At 39.3% G+C, this 18,402-nt stretch carries 17 protein-coding genes and 8 tRNA genes; 21 read left to right on the top strand and 4 right to left on the bottom strand.

What is annotated here, in order from left to right:
• The first annotated feature begins 2 nt into the window (after positions 1-2).
• The 9 genes from ACDZ29_RS11480 (at position 3) to rocF (ending at position 1,940) form a co-directional block, all read left to right on the top strand.
• Positions 3-75 (top strand) — tRNA-Thr (locus tag ACDZ29_RS11480).
• Between the two features lie 31 nt (positions 76-106).
• A tRNA-Glu gene (locus ACDZ29_RS11485) sits at positions 107-181 on the top strand.
• Positions 182-199: 18 nt separating this feature from the next.
• Positions 200-275: transfer RNA gene (locus tag ACDZ29_RS11490), tRNA-Val, on the top strand.
• 14 nt (positions 276-289) lie between these two features.
• Positions 290-365: transfer RNA gene (locus ACDZ29_RS11495), tRNA-Thr, on the top strand.
• A gap of 18 nt (positions 366-383) precedes the next feature.
• Positions 384-467 (top strand) — tRNA-Tyr (locus ACDZ29_RS11500).
• A 104-nt stretch (positions 468-571) separates the two neighbouring features.
• Positions 572-646, top strand: a tRNA-Gln gene (locus tag ACDZ29_RS11505).
• Positions 647-649: 3 nt separating this feature from the next.
• Positions 650-721: transfer RNA gene (locus tag ACDZ29_RS11510), tRNA-Gly, on the top strand.
• A gap of 21 nt (positions 722-742) precedes the next feature.
• Positions 743-818, top strand: a tRNA-Ala gene (locus tag ACDZ29_RS11515).
• A gap of 219 nt (positions 819-1,037) precedes the next feature.
• Positions 1,038-1,940 (top strand): arginase, encoded by a 903-nt coding sequence (gene rocF / locus ACDZ29_RS11520; RefSeq protein WP_289323351.1) that lies wholly within the window; start codon positions 1,038-1,040, stop codon positions 1,938-1,940.
• 138 nt (positions 1,941-2,078) lie between these two features.
• Here rocF and ACDZ29_RS11525 read toward each other — a convergent pair whose 3' ends face one another.
• Positions 2,079-2,264: an aspartyl-phosphate phosphatase Spo0E family protein gene (locus tag ACDZ29_RS11525; protein ID WP_289318669.1), complete on the bottom strand. Its 186-nt coding sequence runs from the start codon at positions 2,262-2,264 to the stop codon at positions 2,079-2,081.
• A gap of 172 nt (positions 2,265-2,436) precedes the next feature.
• Between ACDZ29_RS11525 and sigW the strand changes: the two genes are divergently transcribed.
• From sigW to ACDZ29_RS11585, 12 genes are all read left to right on the top strand, one after another.
• Positions 2,437-3,000 (top strand): RNA polymerase sigma factor SigW, encoded by a 564-nt coding sequence (gene sigW / locus ACDZ29_RS11530; protein WP_289318670.1) that lies wholly within the window; start codon positions 2,437-2,439, stop codon positions 2,998-3,000.
• A 16-nt stretch (positions 3,001-3,016) separates the two neighbouring features.
• On the top strand, positions 3,017-3,640 hold the full coding sequence (locus tag ACDZ29_RS11535) for an anti-sigma factor (protein ID WP_289318671.1): 624 nt from the start codon (positions 3,017-3,019) through the stop codon (positions 3,638-3,640).
• Positions 3,641-3,860: 220 nt separating this feature from the next.
• The gene (gene cdaA / locus ACDZ29_RS11540) at positions 3,861-4,685 is read left to right on the top strand and encodes a diadenylate cyclase CdaA (protein ID WP_034304935.1); all 825 of its coding nucleotides are present in this window, start codon (positions 3,861-3,863) and stop codon (positions 4,683-4,685) included.
• Entirely contained in the window at positions 4,678-6,036 is a 1,359-nt protein-coding gene (locus tag ACDZ29_RS11545; protein ID WP_370013586.1) for a YbbR-like domain-containing protein, read from the top strand. Before cdaA ends, ACDZ29_RS11545 begins: the two co-directional genes overlap by 8 nt.
• Before the next feature lie 53 nt (positions 6,037-6,089).
• A complete protein-coding gene (gene glmM, locus ACDZ29_RS11550; RefSeq protein ID WP_289323354.1) occupies positions 6,090-7,439 on the top strand; it encodes a phosphoglucosamine mutase in 1,350 nt (449 codons plus the stop codon).
• 464 nt (positions 7,440-7,903) lie between these two features.
• Positions 7,904-9,706 carry a glutamine--fructose-6-phosphate transaminase (isomerizing) gene (glmS, locus tag ACDZ29_RS11555; RefSeq protein WP_370013587.1) on the top strand — a complete coding sequence of 601 codons (1,803 nt, stop codon included), beginning with the start codon at positions 7,904-7,906 and terminating at the stop codon, positions 9,704-9,706.
• Between the two features lie 494 nt (positions 9,707-10,200).
• On the top strand, positions 10,201-10,650 hold the full coding sequence (locus ACDZ29_RS11560; protein ID WP_375090854.1) for a hypothetical protein: 450 nt from the start codon (positions 10,201-10,203) through the stop codon (positions 10,648-10,650).
• Positions 10,651-10,981: 331 nt separating this feature from the next.
• On the top strand, positions 10,982-11,353 hold the full coding sequence (locus ACDZ29_RS11565; RefSeq protein ID WP_370013591.1) for an iron chaperone: 372 nt from the start codon (positions 10,982-10,984) through the stop codon (positions 11,351-11,353).
• A 359-nt stretch (positions 11,354-11,712) separates the two neighbouring features.
• Positions 11,713-11,850 carry a hypothetical protein gene (locus tag ACDZ29_RS11570; RefSeq protein WP_375090855.1) on the top strand — a complete coding sequence of 46 codons (138 nt, stop codon included), beginning with the start codon at positions 11,713-11,715 and terminating at the stop codon, positions 11,848-11,850.
• 222 nt (positions 11,851-12,072) lie between these two features.
• The gene (locus ACDZ29_RS11575; RefSeq protein WP_375090856.1) at positions 12,073-12,267 is read left to right on the top strand and encodes a hypothetical protein; all 195 of its coding nucleotides are present in this window, start codon (positions 12,073-12,075) and stop codon (positions 12,265-12,267) included.
• Positions 12,268-12,348: 81 nt separating this feature from the next.
• Positions 12,349-13,239: a lysostaphin resistance A-like protein gene (locus ACDZ29_RS11580; RefSeq protein ID WP_375090857.1), complete on the top strand. Its 891-nt coding sequence runs from the start codon at positions 12,349-12,351 to the stop codon at positions 13,237-13,239.
• Positions 13,240-13,393: 154 nt separating this feature from the next.
• A complete protein-coding gene (locus ACDZ29_RS11585; RefSeq protein WP_375090858.1) occupies positions 13,394-13,843 on the top strand; it encodes a hypothetical protein in 450 nt (149 codons plus the stop codon).
• Between the two features lie 725 nt (positions 13,844-14,568).
• Here the strand turns inward: ACDZ29_RS11585 and ACDZ29_RS11590 are convergent.
• Genes ACDZ29_RS11590 through ACDZ29_RS11600 form a run of 3 tightly spaced genes read right to left on the bottom strand, consistent with a single transcriptional unit; the run spans position 14,569 to position 18,043 of the window.
• Positions 14,569-15,603, bottom strand: coding sequence for a cell wall metabolism sensor histidine kinase WalK (locus ACDZ29_RS11590; RefSeq protein ID WP_289323359.1), 1,035 nt, complete (start codon positions 15,601-15,603; stop codon positions 14,569-14,571).
• Positions 15,600-16,274 (bottom strand): response regulator, encoded by a 675-nt coding sequence (locus ACDZ29_RS11595; protein ID WP_375090859.1) that lies wholly within the window; start codon positions 16,272-16,274, stop codon positions 15,600-15,602. The genes ACDZ29_RS11590 and ACDZ29_RS11595 overlap by 4 nt, the downstream gene beginning before the upstream one ends.
• Positions 16,275-16,297: 23 nt before the next feature.
• Positions 16,298-18,043: an ABC transporter ATP-binding protein gene (locus ACDZ29_RS11600; RefSeq protein ID WP_375090860.1), complete on the bottom strand. Its 1,746-nt coding sequence runs from the start codon at positions 18,041-18,043 to the stop codon at positions 16,298-16,300.
• Between the last annotated feature and the right edge of the window lie 359 nt (positions 18,044-18,402).

Here is an 18,402-nt window from a genome sequence, read left to right on the forward strand (position 1 = left end):
ATGCTTCCATAGCTCAGTAGGTAGAGCACTTCCATGGTAAGGAAGAGGTCAGCGGTTCGAATCCGCTTGGGAGCTTCCCAATCTATCTATGTACACAAAATAGTCCGGCCCGTTGGTCAAGCGGTTAAGACACCGCCCTTTCACGGCGGTAACACGGGTTCGAATCCCGTACGGGTCACCATTCTTAATTCATTAATCCGGAGGATTAGCTCAGCTGGGAGAGCATCTGCCTTACAAGCAGAGGGTCGGCGGTTCGATCCCGTCATCCTCCACCATTTATTCTTTACTTGCCGGTGTAGCTCAACTGGTAGAGCAACTGACTTGTAATCAGTAGGTTGGGGGTTCAAGTCCTCTTGCCGGCACCATTTACAACCATATATTGCGGAGGGGTAGCGAAGTGGCTAAACGCGGCGGACTGTAAATCCGCTCCTTCGGGTTCGGCAGTTCGAATCTGCCCCCCTCCACCATTTTAATAAAATCCTGTGGATCAGTTATATATTCTCTTTAATGGGGAATTATATGATTACCACCTTTTTATTTTGTTGAACATTAATTGTTACATATTATATATTGGGCTATAGCCAAGCGGTAAGGCAACGGATTTTGATTCCGTCATGCGAAGGTTCGATCCCTTCTAGCCCAGCCATTTGCGGAAGTAGTTCAGTGGTAGAATACAACCTTGCCAAGGTTGGGGTCGCGGGTTCGAATCCCGTCTTCCGCTTAATATATTTTAAATTCCTTAGGGGCCTTAGCTCAGCTGGGAGAGCGCCTGCCTTGCACGCAGGAGGTCAGCGGTTCGATCCCGCTAGGCTCCACCATCAACTACATACACCAAAACTTACGTCTTAAGCCAAAATGGTTTAAGACTTTTTTTGTATAAAAGCATTTTTTGGTTAACCTATGTCTAGAAAGATTTTTTTTCATAGGTCTTATAAAAAAAGCGTATTAGGTATGAAAAGGGTGCATCATTATACATGGAAATGTCGAGTTGAACCACTTGGCATATACGATATAAAATGGGTGAAAGGGGGAATTATATGTCTATTCAGAAAATTTCCGTCATTGGATTGCCTATGGACCTTGGTCAAGCAAGGCGGGGCGTGGATATGGGACCTAGTGCCATCCGCTGCGCAGATATTTTCGAGCGTCTTGAACAGTTAAATATAGAAGTAGAGGATTTAGGAGATATAATTGTAGGACGGCCTGAAAAAGCAAATAAGCCTGGGACCAACCTGAAAAACTTACCGCTTGTTGCAAAGGGTAACGCCCTGTTAGCTGCAAGGGTTGATGAAATAATAGAAGGTGGTTCCTTCCCGCTTGTATTGGGAGGAGACCATTCAATAGCTATAGGAACACTGGCGGGAGTCGCAAAGCACTATGAAAATGTAGGTGTGATTTGGTATGACGCACATGGGGATTTAAATACGGAAGAAACCTCGCCATCGGGGAATATACATGGAATGCCCCTGGCTGTCAGTATTGGACTTGGACATCCGGACCTGATCAATATCCATGGTTCCGGTCCAAAAGTGAAACCGGAAAACATCGTAATAATTGGGGCAAGGTCTTTGGATGAAGGGGAAAAAGAACTTATCCGTGATAAAGGGATTAAAGTATTTACGATGCATGAGATTGATCGAATGGGAATGACAAAGGTCATGGAAGAATGCATAGATTATTTAAGGGAAAGAACGGATGGTGTCCATCTTTCATTGGATTTGGATGGAGTTGACCCAGCAGATGCTCCCGGAGTGGGGACACCGGTGATTGGTGGCATAAGTTATCGGGAAAGTCATTTGGCCATGGAAATGCTCGCTGAAGCCAACTTGATTACATCAGCTGAATTCGTTGAAGTGAACCCCATTTTAGATGAGCGGAATAAAACGGCAATCGTTGCGGTGGCTCTAATGGGTTCGCTATTTGGAGAAAAGTTATTATAACTGAAAAAATAAAAGAAACAGTAACCGGCTTGTAATGGGTTACTGTTTTTTATATGCTAGAAGACGTAGGTTTATTTTCCAGGGTGTATGTAACATGAACATATCTATAAATAGATGGTTGCAATCGCATATCCATATTCACTTAAGAGCACGTCGGTGTGTGAGATCTCCATTTTTAGTTAAATGGAGGTATTCGTTGATTAAAGTATCCAGTTTGCTGCTAACTTCAATAACTTCATTATCAACCATCGAAGAACGGGAAGCCAAAATCATCATCTTCTGTCTGTATTGTTCAATATGGTCTAAAATTTGTTCAGCAGTCATATAGAGATTCACTCCCTCGAATTTTACAATTTCTTACTATATAGCCCTGTTTTTTTTTTCTTAAACATTAAATGTAAAACTTTGTTAAAATTAATGTATTAAATTTTTGAAACCTTTTAGCTTACGATTCGTAGTAATCGTATAGCCGCATGAGCGGGGGTAATACCGGAAAATGGATGCACTCATTAAAGAGAGAATTAATCAAGTATTAAAGGGAGACCATAATGCATTTGGGGAAATTGTCGAAATTTACAAGGACAAAGTTTTCCAGATATGTTTCAGGATGCTCGGAAACAGGCAAGAAGCAGAGGATTTGGCACAAGAGGCCTTTGTAAGGGCCTTCGTGAATATTCGTAGTTTCAATATACAAATGAAATTTTCTACATGGTTATATCGGATTGCGACCAACCTTTGTATTGACCGCCTTCGCAAGAAAAAGCCGGATTACTATCTAGATGCAGAGGTGGCAGGGACAGAGGGATTGAATATGTATTCCCAAATAGCATCAGATATGGCGAAACCCGAGGAAGAAGTTGAATCTTTAGAACTACAGGAAACCATTCAAGTGGAAATAATGAAATTGCCCGAGAAATACCGATCGGTTATCGTATTGAAGTATATTGAAGAGTTATCTTTAAAGGAAATCAGTGAAATATTAGATTTGCCAGTCGGTACGGTTAAGACGAGAATACATCGTGGTCGGGAAGCCTTGCGTAAACAACTACGCCATTTATAAAAAGAAGGTGAGAAAAATGAACTGCCATGAGGAAATCATTGAATATATGCATGATTATTTAGATGAGGACATCAAACCGGAGCATAAAGAAGTTTTACGGGAGCACTTGCACAACTGTGCTGAATGCCGGAATTACTTTCATGAAATGAAAAAGGCGGTCGCTCTTGTACAAAGCACTTCCCATATTAAGGCCCCGGATGACTTTACAGCAAAGGTTATGGCTCAATTGCCAAAGGAAACGAAAACAACGGGCGCCAAACGTTGGTTCAAAAGCCATCCCTTCATGACAGCGGCAGCGATGTTCATCATATTGATGACAGGATCTGTTTTTTCCACTTATAATCAGGACGAACATTTTTCAGTATCAAAGCAGCCTAACTTAGTGGTCGCAGGTGAAACGGTGATTGTGCCTGCGGGTGAGACAATCAAGGGTGATGTGGTAGTTCAAAATGGCAACATTCAAATAGATGGTGAAGTAGAGGGAGATGTGACAGTCATAAATGGGCATAAATATATGTCTAAGGCAGGGAATGTGACTGGGAGCATCCATGTTATTGACCAAGCTTTTGAGTGGATGTGGTATAAAGTAAAGGATACTGCAACCTCGTTGGTTCCTGCTAAAGAGGAAAAAAATGAATAAGGAATAGAGAGCTGGGAGGAGAGCATCGTTTTTCATATACGGTGACTTCGCTCAGCTTTATTTTTTAAAAGGAAGGGAACCATTTTGCATGGTTCGTTCTTGCCGTGTAAATTTCTCACACTAGTTTTTAGATGTATCATTTAAAAAATGGTATACTATTAAGGTTATCGTATAAAGATTGTAATTGGTATTTGGAGTAATACTGACTGGAGGAAACAACATGTCTTTAACCAATTTGACTGTTTGGGACTATGTAGTAAATTTCATTGATATTCTCCTTGTATGGTTTGTGATATATAAATTGTTAACTATTATTCGAGGCACGAAGGCTATTCAGCTGCTAAAAGGAATTTTTGTAATTGTCATTGTAAAAAGCTTAAGCAACCTGTTTGGTTTCAATACACTCGGATGGTTAATGGCACAAGTCATGAATTGGGGAGTATTGGCGATTCTCGTCATTTTTCAACCTGAACTGAGAAGGGCACTTGAACAATTAGGACGCGGGAAGCTCTTTGCAAGGGGCACCGTTCCAGAAGAGAATCAGCAAGAGCGTTTAGTCGAAGAAATCCTAAAGGCATCCACTTATATGGCAAAAAGGCGGATTGGGGCCTTGATTACGATAGAGAAGGGTACGGAGCTGGGGGATTATGTTGAAACGGGGATACCCCTAAAATCCTATATTTCTTCAGAACTGCTCATTAATATCTTCATCCCTAATACGCCGCTCCATGATGGCGCAGTTATTTTACAAAATAACCAGGTGGCGGCTGCAGCTTGCTACTTACCATTATCAGAGAGTCCATTCATATCAAAGGAGCTTGGCACACGGCATAGGGCAGCCATAGGCATGAGTGAAGTTACGGATAGTCTTACGATTGTCGTTTCTGAAGAAACGGGAGGGATATCCGTCACTAAAAACGGGGAACTTTACCGGGATTTGAATCAAGAATCATTTAGGGCCATGCTTACAAGTGAACTGGTAGTGGAAAACATCAAATCAACTTCCTCAAGCATCTTTAACTGGAGGGGGAAAAAGAATGGATAAATTCACCAATAGCGCTTGGTTTATGAGAATCGTAGCTTTTGCCTTGGCAGCACTTTTGTTCATTTCCATTAACTTTGAGATGGAGTCGGATAAAAAATCCCTTGGTTTATCGACGGCCCCTGAAATCAGTACGGAGACCATCGAAAATGTACCGGTTGAAGTGTACTATGACCGTGAGAATCTAGTGGTCAGCGGAGTGCCGGAAACGGTTGATGTTACTCTAAAGGGAGCAAAAAGCCTATTGATAAATGCGAAAAACCAAAGGGACTTTAAAGTGTATGTAGACCTATCTGATCCTGCAATCTCAATGGGGGACAGAACCGTCACATTTAAAATAAGTGAGTTGAATGAAAAGTTAGTGGCGACGATCGATCCGGAATATGCGGAAGTCAACGTTCAGGAACGGGTGACGAAGGAATTCTCCGTTGAAGCCGAGTATAATAGCTCTTTACTTGAAGAGGGATATACCGCCGGTCAACCAACAGTTAGCCCGAAAACTGTCAAAATTACGGGTGCTAAAGATGCGATTGAACAAATTTCCTATGTAAAGGCAAACCTTGAAATAAGTAAGGGACTTAACGAAACGGTGAACGGCAAGGCAACCGTTAAAGCCCTGGACAGGGACTTGAATAAGTTGGACGTGACGATTGAGCCCGCTTCTGTTGCCGTTTCCTTAAAAGTGAGCATTCCTTCCAAAACGGTGTCGATAACACCAAAGCAAACTGGGAAGGCAAAGGATGGCATCAGGATCAAGAGTATAAGTGTCGATCCAAAAGAGGTCACCTTATTTGGGTCAGAAACGAGCCTTGGGGATATAAGTGAAATAAATCTTCCTGTAAATATCTCGAAAATTGATGGTGATACAGAATTGGAACTCGATCTTACTAAACCGGAAAATGTACAAAAAATGTCCTTGGGTAAGGCAAAGGTCAAGATTCGTACAGAGAAAGTGGATGTAGATGAAGATGAAGTGACTGCAGAGCCAGTTGAAGAAGAGGAAGAACCAGAAACTGAACCAAAACAAGAAGAAAAAGAGCAAGTAATCGAAGAAGATGAACCGGCTGCCATTGAGTCTAAAACATTCAGCAATATAAAAATAGTTCCTGTGGGCATACAGGATGACAAAGATGCCGAATTGGAATCCGATGTAACAAGCATCACCTTGCTTGGTGAGGCGGATGACTTGAAGAAAATAACTAAAGACGACATTAATCTTACAGTAGATGTGAGTAATTTAGATGAAGGTACGCATGATGTAGAACTGGTGGTAAACGTGCCTGAGGGAGTGGACTGGGAGCTGGATTCTGAAACGGTTTCGGTCACCATTACTCCAAAAGCCGAAGAGACATAACCTTCCTTTAACATCATTTAATTCAGTAACGATTCGAAGAAGGAGCGATAAATATGGGTAAATATTTTGGAACAGACGGAGTAAGGGGTATAGCGAATAGCGAATTAACACCGGAGCTGGCATTTAAACTGGGCCGATTTGGTGGCTACGTTCTTACTAGAAATACAGAAAAACCCAAAGTGCTCATAGGGCGCGATACACGAATTTCAGGTGAAATGCTGGAAGGTGCACTTGTTGCCGGTCTATTATCCATTGGGGCTGAAGTGATGCGCCTGGGTGTAATTTCGACACCGGGAGTTGCCTATTTAACAAAGGCCTTAAGTGCCGAAGCAGGTGTCATGATTTCCGCTTCGCATAATCCAGTAGAGGATAATGGCATTAAATTCTTTGGACCGGATGGTTTTAAGCTATCCGATGATCAAGAAGCGGAAATTGAAACATTGTTAGATTTGGAAAAGGATGAACTTCCACGCCCGGTTGGCGGAGATTTAGGCCATTTGAACGATTATTTCGAAGGTGGGCAAAAGTATCTCCAGTACTTGAAACAATCAGTGGATGAAGACTTTACAGGCATTCATGTTGCGCTCGATTGTGCACATGGGGCGACATCAGCCTTGGCCATGCATTTGTTTGCGGATCTTGATGCAGACATCTCTACAATGGGGGCATCGCCCAATGGCTTGAACATCAATGACAAGGTAGGTTCCACCCACCCTGAAGCACTTGCTGAATTCTTAAAAGAAAAAGGTGCGGATGTTGGACTTGCTTTCGATGGTGACGGAGACCGCGTCATTGCCATAGATGAAAAAGGAAATATAGTGGACGGCGACCAAATCATGTATATATGTGCGAAATACTTGAAAGAAAATAATCGTCTGAAACAGGGAACAGTGGTTTCTACGATCATGAGCAACCTTGGTTTTTATAAAGGTCTTGAAGAGCACGGTATACAAAGCGCCCAAACGGCAGTGGGGGATCGCTATGTGGTGGAAGAGATGCGAAAAGGCGGCTATAACCTTGGCGGCGAACAATCCGGACATATCATCTTCCTGGACTATAACACCACAGGAGATGGCTTATTGACGGGCTTACAGCTTGTGAACATCATGAGTGACACCCAAAAAACCTTATCAGAGCTCGCTGGCGAGATGAGGAAATATCCACAGACACTCATCAACGTCAGAGTTACCGATAAGCATGCTGTAACTGATAATGAAAAGGTACAGGAAGTCATTAAGGCAGTCGAAGGGGAAATGAACGGAAACGGTCGCATTTTGGTGAGACCATCCGGTACTGAACCGCTAGTCCGTGTTATGGCTGAAGCACCGACTGCTGAAGAATGCACTAATTATGTAGATCGCATCGTCTCAGTGGTAAGAGCGGAAATGGGAATAAACGAATAACCAATCCAATGCATAAAAGGAACGAAATTTCCTTTTATGCATATTTTTATAAAGAAGTTCTTTTTCATAGGTCTTGGTAATAAAGAATTGACCTATGTCCCTTGTTTAAGGTATGATTATCCTGATTTACAACTCATTTTCTCTAAAATGGTTGTTTTTAAAAAGGAGGGTAGGCAAGGAGAAACAGATTTACAAAAGCGCCTGAACTAAGTCTGGTCGAGAAAGGCTTAGTTGACGAGGAGGAGGTTTATCGAATGATCGGCGGATACCTCCCGGCTGAAGTGCACAGCCGCAGTAATTCCAATCATAAAACAGTAGGGCAACTTACTGCACAAAGGGTTGGAAATGCACAATGGGAAAAAGTGCTTTAGGGCATTTCCTTTATAAAAATATATTAGAGATGAGGGGGCAGGGATGCCCCCGTGCATTCCTGTTCCCTCGAATCGGTTGGAGGAACAGAAATTATGTGTGGAATTGTTGGATATATTGGACTTAGTGATGCAAAGGAAATTTTATTAAAAGGTCTTGAAAAACTTGAATACCGCGGATATGACTCTTCAGGGATTGCTGTGAAAAATGATGCAGGCGTGACAATCTTCAAGGAAAAGGGACGAATCGCGGACTTACGCGGTGCCGTGGATGATAACACTATTGCATATACTGGAATAGGACATACACGCTGGGCCACCCATGGTGTGCCAAGCCGTGAGAATGCTCATCCTCACCAAAGTAATTCAGGTCGCTTGACTTTAGTTCATAATGGGGTCATTGAAAACTATGCGATTCTAAAACGTGAATATTTGAAGGATGTTGCCTTTAAAAGCGAAACGGATACGGAAGTCATCGTTCAACTAATTGAGAAGTTCGTAAACGATGGTATGGAAGTGGAAGAGGCGTTCCGTCAAACACTCACTCTATTAGAAGGCTCATATGCCATTGCCCTTTTGGATGCTGAAAATGATGAAACCATTTTTGTCGCAAAAAATAAAAGCCCGCTGCTGATCGGTGTGGGAAATGATTTTAACGTTATCGCTTCAGATGCAATGGCCATGTTGCAAGTCACAGATCAATTCCTTGAACTGATGGATAAAGAAATGGTTATCGTGACAAGTGAAAAGGTAACGATCAAGAACCTTTCCAACGAAGAAGTTATGCGAGCTCCATATACTGCTGAACTGGATGCAAGTGATATTGAAAAAGGTACGTATCCTCACTATATGCTTAAAGAAGTCGACGAGCAGCCAGCTGTCATACGTAAAATCATTCAAGCATACCAAAATGAAGAAGGTAAACTTGCAATCGATTATAGCATTACTGAAGCGGTAAGTGAGGCTGACCGAATTTATATCATCGCTTGCGGAACCAGCTATCATGCAGGATTGATTGGTAAGCAGTTCATCGAAAAAATGACTGAAATTCCGGTTGAGGTCCATGTGGCATCGGAATTCACTTACAATATGCCGTTATTATCGAAAAAACCGTTATTCATCTTCATTTCACAAAGTGGTGAAACTGCAGATAGCCGTGCCGTATTAGTGTCCATCAAAGCGCTTGGTCATAAAGCTCTGACCATCACGAACGTACCGGGCTCTACATTGTCACGTGAAGCGGATTATACGCTCTTGCTGCATGCTGGCCCTGAAATAGCCGTGGCCTCTACAAAGGCTTACACAGCTCAAGTGGCAGTCCTGTCCATATTAGCAAATGTAACTGGCCAATTCCGTAAAATGGAGTATGATTTCGACCTTGTAAAAGAGCTTGGAATCGTTGCGACAGCAATGGAAGCCCTCTGTGATTCGAAAGAAGAGATGGAAGCCATTGCCCGTGAATATTTGTCCGTTACAAGAAACTGCTTCTTCATTGGCCGTTCCCTTGACTACTATGTTGTTCTTGAAGGGGCCCTTAAGCTGAAGGAGATATCATACATCCAGGCAGAAGGCTTTGCTGGCGGAGAGCTTAAACACGGAACGATCGCCTTGATTGAAGAAGGTACACCTGTCATAGCCCTTGCCACTCAAGCAGGCGTCAACCTAAGCATCCGTGGAAATGTTAAAGAAGTGGTTGCCCGCGGCGCCAACCCTTGCATCATTTCCATGAAGGGTCTGGAAGAAGAGGATGACCGTTTCGTCATCCCGGAAGTGAATGAACTATTAACACCCCTTATCTCTGTTATCCCGCTGCAGCTCATTGCTTACTACGCTGCCTTGCACCGCGAATGTGACGTGGATAAACCACGTAACCTTGCGAAAAGTGTAACGGTTGAGTAAGTTGGAATGAATGCAACGTATGTTTGTTGAAAGACAACAAAGTCGGGTACTGAACAACAAAGTTGGGTACTCGATATAAAGATTAAGCACTAGAAGCATAGGGTTATATCCTATGCTTCTTTTTTTATATATAATACTTTTTTATGGTGTGCAGTATGAATCTAGCTTCTAGTTGCTGCTATTCTGTTACTTCAGCAACTGAATCAAAGGATAGTTCTTCCTGTGGTAGTCCTGTTCTAACGAGATTGGTAATTAAAAATAATTCATGTTACGAATAAACCAAAAGACCAGCCTGGATATCAGGCTGGTCCTTTAAATTTATCCTTTTTATTTCGAGATACAGTATTAATTTACTTTTGGATAAGATTGTTAATTTTATTGTTGGTTTAAAACAAATAGAAGAGACCACCTATTTGAAGTGAACCCAAAAAGTTAGAAGTAGGCATGTAACTTTTATACATAGTTAACGTCTAACAAAAAAAGGTGGGATTAACGTGAAAGTTAAGAAATTATACGCTATATTGATGCTGCTCTTACTTATAGTAGGAGGTTGTTCGAATGAAACCAAAGAAGAACCACCAGAAGCGAAAGTGAAAATAAACGATGTAAATATCGAAACAGCTAGAGGTACTTATCAGTGGGAAAAAAAGAGTTTCCTCTCCAATACGACGGTTATCGCCGATGCTGCTGCACCCTTTCAAATTGCTGAAGATATGAAAGCGGAAATAGTTGAACAAAGTTCAGTTGCAAATGTAGAGTTTAATGATGGCTCCCAACCACAATTACAGGCTTATTTATGGGAAGAAGAAAAGCGTAGCGAAGAATTACCTTTGAATCAACACAACATAACCTTACCGTCGGAAAAAGGAAAGTATGTAATTGAAATGAACGCTAAATGGTCAAATGGAGACTCCTCTTATACTTTTGTCGTAGAGGTACGATAATACAAGATTTTTTCCTCAACGAAGTTAAGTAGATCTAAATAAAGATTAACTGTTTATAAAAAGTTGCGAAGCTTTACCCCTTTGGCTATGATTAGCCAAAGGGGTATTTTTAATGTCTAAAATAACGAGAACCTCTCAAGTTGATAAGTGGATTAAAGCAGGCTAAGGAATAGGAAACGATGTGCAGTGACAATAAAGTTGTTTAATGCAATCTATTACATCCATCGGTAGGGAATCACGGCATTCATTAGAGCAAAGTTAAAGATCTTCCTATGGTGCATTGTTGAAAATGAAGTCTTCATAAAATTTTTTTAATTTAGGAGAGAATGACATGGAAGTTTTTGCAGAATTTTTAGCGAATATTGATAACCCGCAACATAGGGAACGAACGGAAGAAGTCTTGGCTTGGGTAACTAAGAAATTTCCAAATTTAATGCCGAAAATTGCGTGGAATCAGCCTATGTTTACCGATCATGACACATATATCATTGGCTTTAGCGTAGCCAAACATCATTTGGCTGTTGCCCCTGAAAAGGCAGGGATCGATCATTTCTCTGATGAAATCGTGCAGGCAGGCTATGATCACACCAAGCAGTTGGTACGTATCAAGTGGGATAATCCGGTTGATTACTCATTACTTGAAAAAATGATCGAGTTTAATATTTTTGATAAGACAGACTGTTCAACTTTTTGGCGGAAATAATAAAAGCTGATTATTAAGGGTGAGTTGACCCTCTATTAAAGTGTCCATTATTCGGGGTTTATTCATATAAAAAGTGAAACGATGTGGTCCTTAGGTTATAATATCTCTTATCTGCCGTCTGATCTAACTCCATAGGCAAAAAGGCAGATTCCTCGGTCCTTATGACCTCACCTTTACGGTTGCGATTCATAAATAGTTTTAAATTCAAAAAAAGCACAGGGTATTCCAAATTTGGAACTCCTTGTGCTTTTGGTTTTTGATAAAATCGAGATATACAAATATTAAACCAAACTACTTAAAATATTAAAACAAAATTCATAGTGGGTATTTAAGGAAAAAATATTAGGTGGGGTGAAGAAATGAAGAAGTTACTATATATTTTTATATTAATAATTCCTGTATTTTTGTTTGGATTTAATTCATCAACCTTTGCAAGTTCTCCAACTAAAGAAGTTGATTTAAAAGAGGAAAGCCAATCAGGTGAGTTTCTGTCATAATATACAACTCTATCAGGCACTGATGTACTTTTAGGTCAAGAAATACCTATACATGTAGATGAAAAAACAGGAGAAATAACTAATAATAGAATTGGTATATCTCCAGTGTGTGCTACTTGTAATCGATATACTTGGAAAACAGCCACAGATAAACGACAATCAAGTGTCTTTCACAAAAAAGTGACTGATACTACAAAATGGAGTCTTAACCTTACCTTCAAGGTGGAAATATACGGTAAATTAGTTATTTCTGGTGGCGGAGAAAAGATATATTCGGCAACGAAAAAATGGAATCAATACAAAGAAACATGGAAATTGACTGGAACACTAAAAACATATAGTCCAACTGGGAATTTGATAAAATCAGAACAAAGAAATGAAACCTACATTAAATATAAAAAAGTAGCAACGAAATAAGTTGGCAATAGTGTAAATGTAACCCTTATTCTAAAAAGGTTTTTTTAGAATTTGAAAATATCGTATCACAAAGGGGTAAGAATGGATACTGATATTAAACAAACTCATCGCTTTATATTATATATAACAATACTAATTATGATTATTTTTCCTTTTACACAACTTATATTACAAGAACTTTTTTTGCAAATAAACAAACAATTATTTTTCTTTATAAGTAAACTGGTTATTATCTATATGCTTTTTCTTTTCTTAAAAAAGAAAAAAATAACCTTATCTAGCATTCAGCTTAAAAAGGTACATGTAAAATATATTCTTCTTGGTATTTTAATGGGTAGTATAACTCACATGCTAACTGTGTTTTTTGGTAGGACCCAATATTATCTACTAACTGGCGAATGGCTTACTGCTGAAAAAATTGTTGGTACACTTATGGAGAGTAGTAAAAACATAAGTTTTTACAGCATTATCATGATTGGCTTTTCAGTGGCAATTAGTGAAGAAATTCTTTTTAGGGGTATATTATTAAAACAATATCAGAGAATGAACATAAAATCGGCCATAATTTTAAGTGCTCTTATTTTTAGCATTTATCATATGACGGTGGGAAATTTGGTTTTTGCATTTGTAATGGGTATTTCTCTTGCAATATTAACCATCTATACTGGAAGTATCGTTCCGGCTATCTTTTTTCACTTTTTAGTGAATGAAATAATGAGGATCATCATGCATTTCCCGGAAAAGGTTACTGTAACTTATTTTAAGGTAATGGTGTCTCCAATTACCACCATAACTGGTTTAATACTTTTTCTATCTATATTAACTTACTTATTTATAAAAGTAAGAAAAAATAATCAATTTCAAAGTGAAAAAGTTAAATTCTTTGATAGATATATTATTTTGTTGTTTTTGATGTATGTTCTTTTCCTGACAATATATATTATAAAGGTTAAATATGCTGCCAATCCCTGAGGACTACTTTCATAAATAAATCTCTTTTATAGCTCAAAAGTAGCACAAGAAGTTCCAAAATTGGAACTCCTTGTGCTATTAATTTTTGATAAAGTGAAGATATAAAAATATTGCAACCAAACTACTTTAAGATATTTATTAAAGGGGGATTCAAATGAAAAAGACCATTTGGCCAATCATTGCTGAATTTGTTATGTTAGTATGTTTTCCAGAAGTAAATTCTTCAGCTGAGAGTCTTCAAAAGGATTTAACACAAGAAGAAATTTATCAAAAATTATCAGAAATATCAGATTATTACGATGTTGGTGAAGAATTAAGTTTTGACGATGCTGAATTTGTGAAGCTTTATGCGAAGACATCAAACTCTCCTATCATGCCTGTAAAAACTGCCACCGTCTTAGGAAGTAATTCTAATTCAAAAATTAGTGCAAATTTGAAAGGATCTGTATCATCAAATCATGGAATTGTTAATAATTCTTTTGGTGGTAATGTAACGACAACAGTTACCAAAGGAACTCCTACAAAAATCACTACAAAAATTAGACATACTGCCTATGGATTAGTTGGATCTGGTGGTGTTGGTAAGATGCAAGATAAACCTTAACAGTGTCATGCACTTCTGGAAAGTCTTGTGCACTTAAACAAACATATCCATATACAGCCTCTGTAGCATATTCGACAACTTATGCTGAAGCGACTATTAGTTATAGTGGCGGGGCACTCGGAGTTACTGCTAAATAATTTTTTATATAGTAAAGAAGGTGATTAAAGTTTTAAACAATTTTAGTTTGGTTGGAACAATTATTCTGTTATTGGCGATTGCAGGAATAGGGTTTATTATCAGACGGATTTATTTAAAAATATCAAAATAATCATCTCTAATATTGAAAAAGAAAAAAAGAGGTAACATATTGCACATAACTCTTTCAAGTAATATCTCTATCTACTGCCTTTTCTAAGTAGTCTACCGGAATATTTGTTAAGAAATGAAGCAGAACGGCCCATTATGGATGGAAAGGAGACGGAGCCTTCATTGGTGATGATCGGTTTTGGCGGACTTTCAGAAGAAGAGATAGAAAAAGGAATTGCCGTACTTCGAAATGCTTGGTTTTCTGAAATGTAAATTAATGGAAGGTTGGCCTCGAACTCATCTTAAAACAAAGTGGAAAGTAACGTTCAAATTTTAATTCCTCAAAAAGCTATCCAGGATAGGTGATTTTATTTAGCTTTCATTTTAATTCTACGGAAGGCCAAAAATGTGGTCGGATATTAATCTGAAGCAACAATAACTACAAATAGAATTAAACCAGCTGACAAGTCAGCTGGTTTTTATGAAATAGGAAGCAGAATCGTAAAAGTAGTTCCCTTTTCGAGTTCACTTTCCACGGATATGGTCCCTTCATGCATCTCTATAATTCTTTTCACGATGGATAGACCTAGACCGCTGCCGCTTTTTGAGCGTTCCCTTGCCAGGTCGGCTTTATAGAATCGCTCGAATATATGGAACTGGTCGTTTTCGGAAATGCCGATTCCATTGTCGGATATCGTTATGGATGCCCGATCATCAATCTGTTGTAATCGAATCGTGATCTTTCCGCGATGGCGGGTGAACTTGATACTATTGTGTATTAAATTCGTCCATACTTGGCTCATTAAGTCCTGGTCTGCAACTATTGGAACCTTTTCTAAGGATATATCCAATTCGAGTTCTTTTTCCAACCAAGCGGGTTCACATGCCAAAATAATGGTTCGTATTTGCTGATCGAGCCGGAAATCGGTCCTTTCAAAAGGATGATGGTCGGATTCAAGGGATGTAAGCTTTAGAAGGTTATCACTTAATTTAGATAATCTCCGGCTTTCTGTCTCAATTATATTAAGATAATGATTTCGTTCTTCGGTTGTCAGCTTATTAAATTGAAGAGCCTGGGCAAATCCTACAATGGAGGTAAGGGGCGACTGTATTTCGTGTGAGACGTTAGAGATGAATTCTTGCCGCATTTCTTCCATTTGCTTCAATTGCTTGGCCATGTGATTGAAGTGGTTAATGATATCCGTCATTTCGTTTTTCTTGCCCGTTTTAAAATCCAATTGTACATTATAATCGCCATTTGCTATTTTCCTTAAGGCATCTATGATCTCGAGGTAAATATTTACCCGTTTATTGTGATGGATAGCGCGGATAAGATAACCGATGGATATCATGATTGCGATGCTTGTCATGATAGTGGCCAGAAACCGAACATAATCGGTTAATCTTAAGGGCAATAGTTCAATGATATAATAACCGGCGGAAAAACATATGGAAATATATGCAATAAAAAACAGTGTGCCAAGCATTTGTTTGAAAAATCGATTGCTTCTCATCTCGTTATCTCCAAACGGTAGCCCAATCCCCAGATCGTTTTAATCCGGAAAGGGAAATCCGATTCAGGAAACCGTTCTCGCACTCTTTTAATATGAACATCGACAGTTCGTTCATCACCTTCATAATCATAGCCCCAAATGTCTTCGATAAGATTTTCCCTGGAAAAAGTTTTTCCAGGATAGCTTGCTAATTTAAACAACAATTCGAATTCTTTTAAGGGAATCGTATATTCCTGTTCTTTGAATGAAATTTCATGTGTGTTGCGATTCATCTTTAATTCGCCGATATTTAATGTTTGTGAAATAGTAATTTTATAGCGTTTTAGTAATGCCTTTATTCTCAGAACCAATTCGATCGGTTCAAATGGCTTTACAAGATAATCATCTGCCCCAAGCCCGAAACCTTTTACTTTCTGTGTTGTTTCCCCTTTTGCAGTCAGCATTAAAATGGGGATATCACTAAATTCCCGTAACTCCTTGCATAATTGCCATCCATCCATGTTGGGCATCATAATGTCGATGACTGCCAAATCGATTTTCACTTTCTCCATTACTTTCAATGCTTGCAGTCCATCTGAGGCTTCATATAAATTGAATCCTTCTTTTCTTAACAACAGGTTTATAAGTTCGCGAATATGAGCATCATCATCGACTATCAATATTTTTGTCATCCTTCTTCTTTCCTTTCGGTGAATTAGGCCAGTTCAAGTTTGTGCAACTGCTGTTGGGCAAACTCGCGGTATAATGAATGCGTATGATACAGCTCTTTATGTGTTCCGCTGCCTGTTATTTTCCCTTTTTCAAGGAAGATGATTTGATCTGAACCGATAACGGTCGATAGGCGGTGGGCGATGACTATTGTTGTTCGGCCTTTCATTAAATCATTCAATGCCTGTTGAACCACTTTTTCTGATTTGCTGTCTAGGCTGGATGTAGCTTCATCAAGCATTAATATTTTGGGGTTTCTTAAAAATGCACGAGCAATCGCGATTCTTTGTCTTTGACCGCCTGATAATTTCATGCCCCTTTCACCAACCTCTGTATCATATCCGTTCGGCAGATCAGAAATGAACTGATCTGCATACGCCATTTTAGCCACTTGATTTAATTCCTCATCCGTTATATCCCGTTCGATGCCATAACAAATATTATCTCGAATTGTACCTGATACAATCGGGCTTTCTTGTGAAACATATCCAATCTGGCTTCTCCATGAAAGCAGTGTGAAATCATTTATGGATTTCCCGCCTATGGATATGGACCCTTGCTGTGGTTTGTAGAAACGCTCGAATAATGAGAAAAGGGTCGTTTTGCCGCTGCCGCTTGGTCCGACAATTGCTGTGACCTTACCGGATTCAACGTTAAAGCTTATATCTTTAAGTACCTGTTCTCCATTATTGTAACTATAGTTCAGGTGATCCACGGTGATTGATTGACTTATATTCTGAACTGGCTGCTTCGCATCTTCCTCCTCTACTGAATCCAAAATGGAAATGATGCGCTCTGTTGCACCCGTGGCTTTTTGAAATTGTGTAAAGAAACTGGCTAATTGAGCCATTGGCATGATTATTTGGAAAAGATACATGATGAATGCAACTAGGGCTCCAGCTGTCAGGGCTCCTGAAGAAACGCGCATTCCCCCATAACCTAAAATCAGCACGAGTAATGCCATCATGACAAAACTCATTAGCGGCGCAATCAACGATTGGATTTTTGCCTCTTTTAATCCGAATTGAAATAATTTATGGATTCCTTTTTTTCCATTTTCATATTCTAGAGTTTCAGCATTTGAGGCTTTAACAAGACGGATTTCCGTTAGCACTTGCTGGAGGACTGAGGTGAAGCTTGCTGTCTCGTCCTGCATCCCTTTTGATATTTTATGCATTTTTTTCCCTAGTGGCATTAATATCAAAACAGAGAGTGGAATTGCAGTGAACATCAATAATGTCATTTTCCAATCCAGTACGAATAACACGATCATGGAACCTACGATGGAAATGATTCCTGTAACGAAATTAGAGAGGTGCTCAGAGATTAATCCCTTCACTACTGTTGTATCATTTGTCATTCGACTGACTGTTTCGCCTGACGGATGTTCATCAAAATAACTCACGGGCAATACGAGTATTTTTTTCCATAGTTGATCGCGGATACCCGCCACTACAGATTGACCGATCCGATTTAATAAATAGATGGAAAATCCACTGGCCAATGCTTGAACAATGATGGCAAGAACGAGAAGGGTGATCCGTTCAGTGCTTAGTGAGCTGATCGAAAAATCATTAATTAAATTTTTTGTGAATAAAGGGACTAATAAACCCACACCCGTTGTTCCTAGGCTTAATGCCAATGCAATCCCTATCATTAGTTTAGAAGGCTTCGTTTGTTGAACTAACCGAATGAACTGGCGCCATCCTTTTTGTTTTTTTTCTTCTGGCATATTTAAATACATCCTTTCTTGATCTTTACATGAGGAAGTATACAAAGAAGTTATGAATTGAATATGAACTTCTGGGTATTAAAGAAAAATTCCACGAAATTACTGTTGGATTTTTACTGAATGATAAAGTTGAAAAAATAGCGGTCACTTAAAATAGTGTCGGCTTTTTTTAATTAAGATACAAGAAAAATAAAGAATCGGCCTGAAATATTCAGGTGAATATGGATGTTAGGTATATGAAGTTCTTGGTTAATGAAAAGGCATATCAGTTATAATGGGTCACCAGTAGCAATTTGGAAAATCGGAATGGAATGGAGTACAATTAAAGTAATGGGAATATGTAAAAGGGAGTAAGATAC

It is taken from the genome of Peribacillus sp. RS7, assembly GCF_041956845.1.
GTDB lineage: Bacteria > Bacillota > Bacilli > Bacillales > DSM-1321 > Peribacillus.

What these genes read in the sequence shown, in the direction of transcription:
- ACDZ29_RS11600 (WP_375090860.1), bottom strand. Translation starts at nt 18,043, where the DNA reads ATGCCAGAAGAAAAAAAACAAAAAGGATGGCGCCAGTTCATTCGGTTA.
- rocF (WP_289323351.1), top strand. Translation starts at nt 1,038, where the DNA reads ATGTCTATTCAGAAAATTTCCGTCATTGGATTGCCTATGGACCTTGGT.
- ACDZ29_RS11565 (WP_370013591.1), top strand. Translation starts at nt 10,982, where the DNA reads ATGGAAGTTTTTGCAGAATTTTTAGCGAATATTGATAACCCGCAACAT.
- ACDZ29_RS11570 (WP_375090855.1), top strand. Translation starts at nt 11,713, where the DNA reads ATGAAGAAGTTACTATATATTTTTATATTAATAATTCCTGTATTTTTG.
- ACDZ29_RS11590 (WP_289323359.1), bottom strand. Translation starts at nt 15,603, where the DNA reads ATGAGAAGCAATCGATTTTTCAAACAAATGCTTGGCACACTGTTTTTT.
- ACDZ29_RS11595 (WP_375090859.1), bottom strand. Translation starts at nt 16,274, where the DNA reads ATGACAAAAATATTGATAGTCGATGATGATGCTCATATTCGCGAACTT.
- ACDZ29_RS11535 (WP_289318671.1), top strand. Translation starts at nt 3,017, where the DNA reads ATGAACTGCCATGAGGAAATCATTGAATATATGCATGATTATTTAGAT.
- ACDZ29_RS11525 (WP_289318669.1), bottom strand. Translation starts at nt 2,264, where the DNA reads ATGACTGCTGAACAAATTTTAGACCATATTGAACAATACAGACAGAAG.
- ACDZ29_RS11580 (WP_375090857.1), top strand. Translation starts at nt 12,349, where the DNA reads ATGGATACTGATATTAAACAAACTCATCGCTTTATATTATATATAACA.
- ACDZ29_RS11545 (WP_370013586.1), top strand. Translation starts at nt 4,678, where the DNA reads ATGGATAAATTCACCAATAGCGCTTGGTTTATGAGAATCGTAGCTTTT.
- glmS (WP_370013587.1), top strand. Translation starts at nt 7,904, where the DNA reads ATGTGTGGAATTGTTGGATATATTGGACTTAGTGATGCAAAGGAAATT.
- cdaA (WP_034304935.1), top strand. Translation starts at nt 3,861, where the DNA reads ATGTCTTTAACCAATTTGACTGTTTGGGACTATGTAGTAAATTTCATT.
- ACDZ29_RS11585 (WP_375090858.1), top strand. Translation starts at nt 13,394, where the DNA reads ATGAAAAAGACCATTTGGCCAATCATTGCTGAATTTGTTATGTTAGTA.
- glmM (WP_289323354.1), top strand. Translation starts at nt 6,090, where the DNA reads ATGGGTAAATATTTTGGAACAGACGGAGTAAGGGGTATAGCGAATAGC.
- sigW (WP_289318670.1), top strand. Translation starts at nt 2,437, where the DNA reads ATGGATGCACTCATTAAAGAGAGAATTAATCAAGTATTAAAGGGAGAC.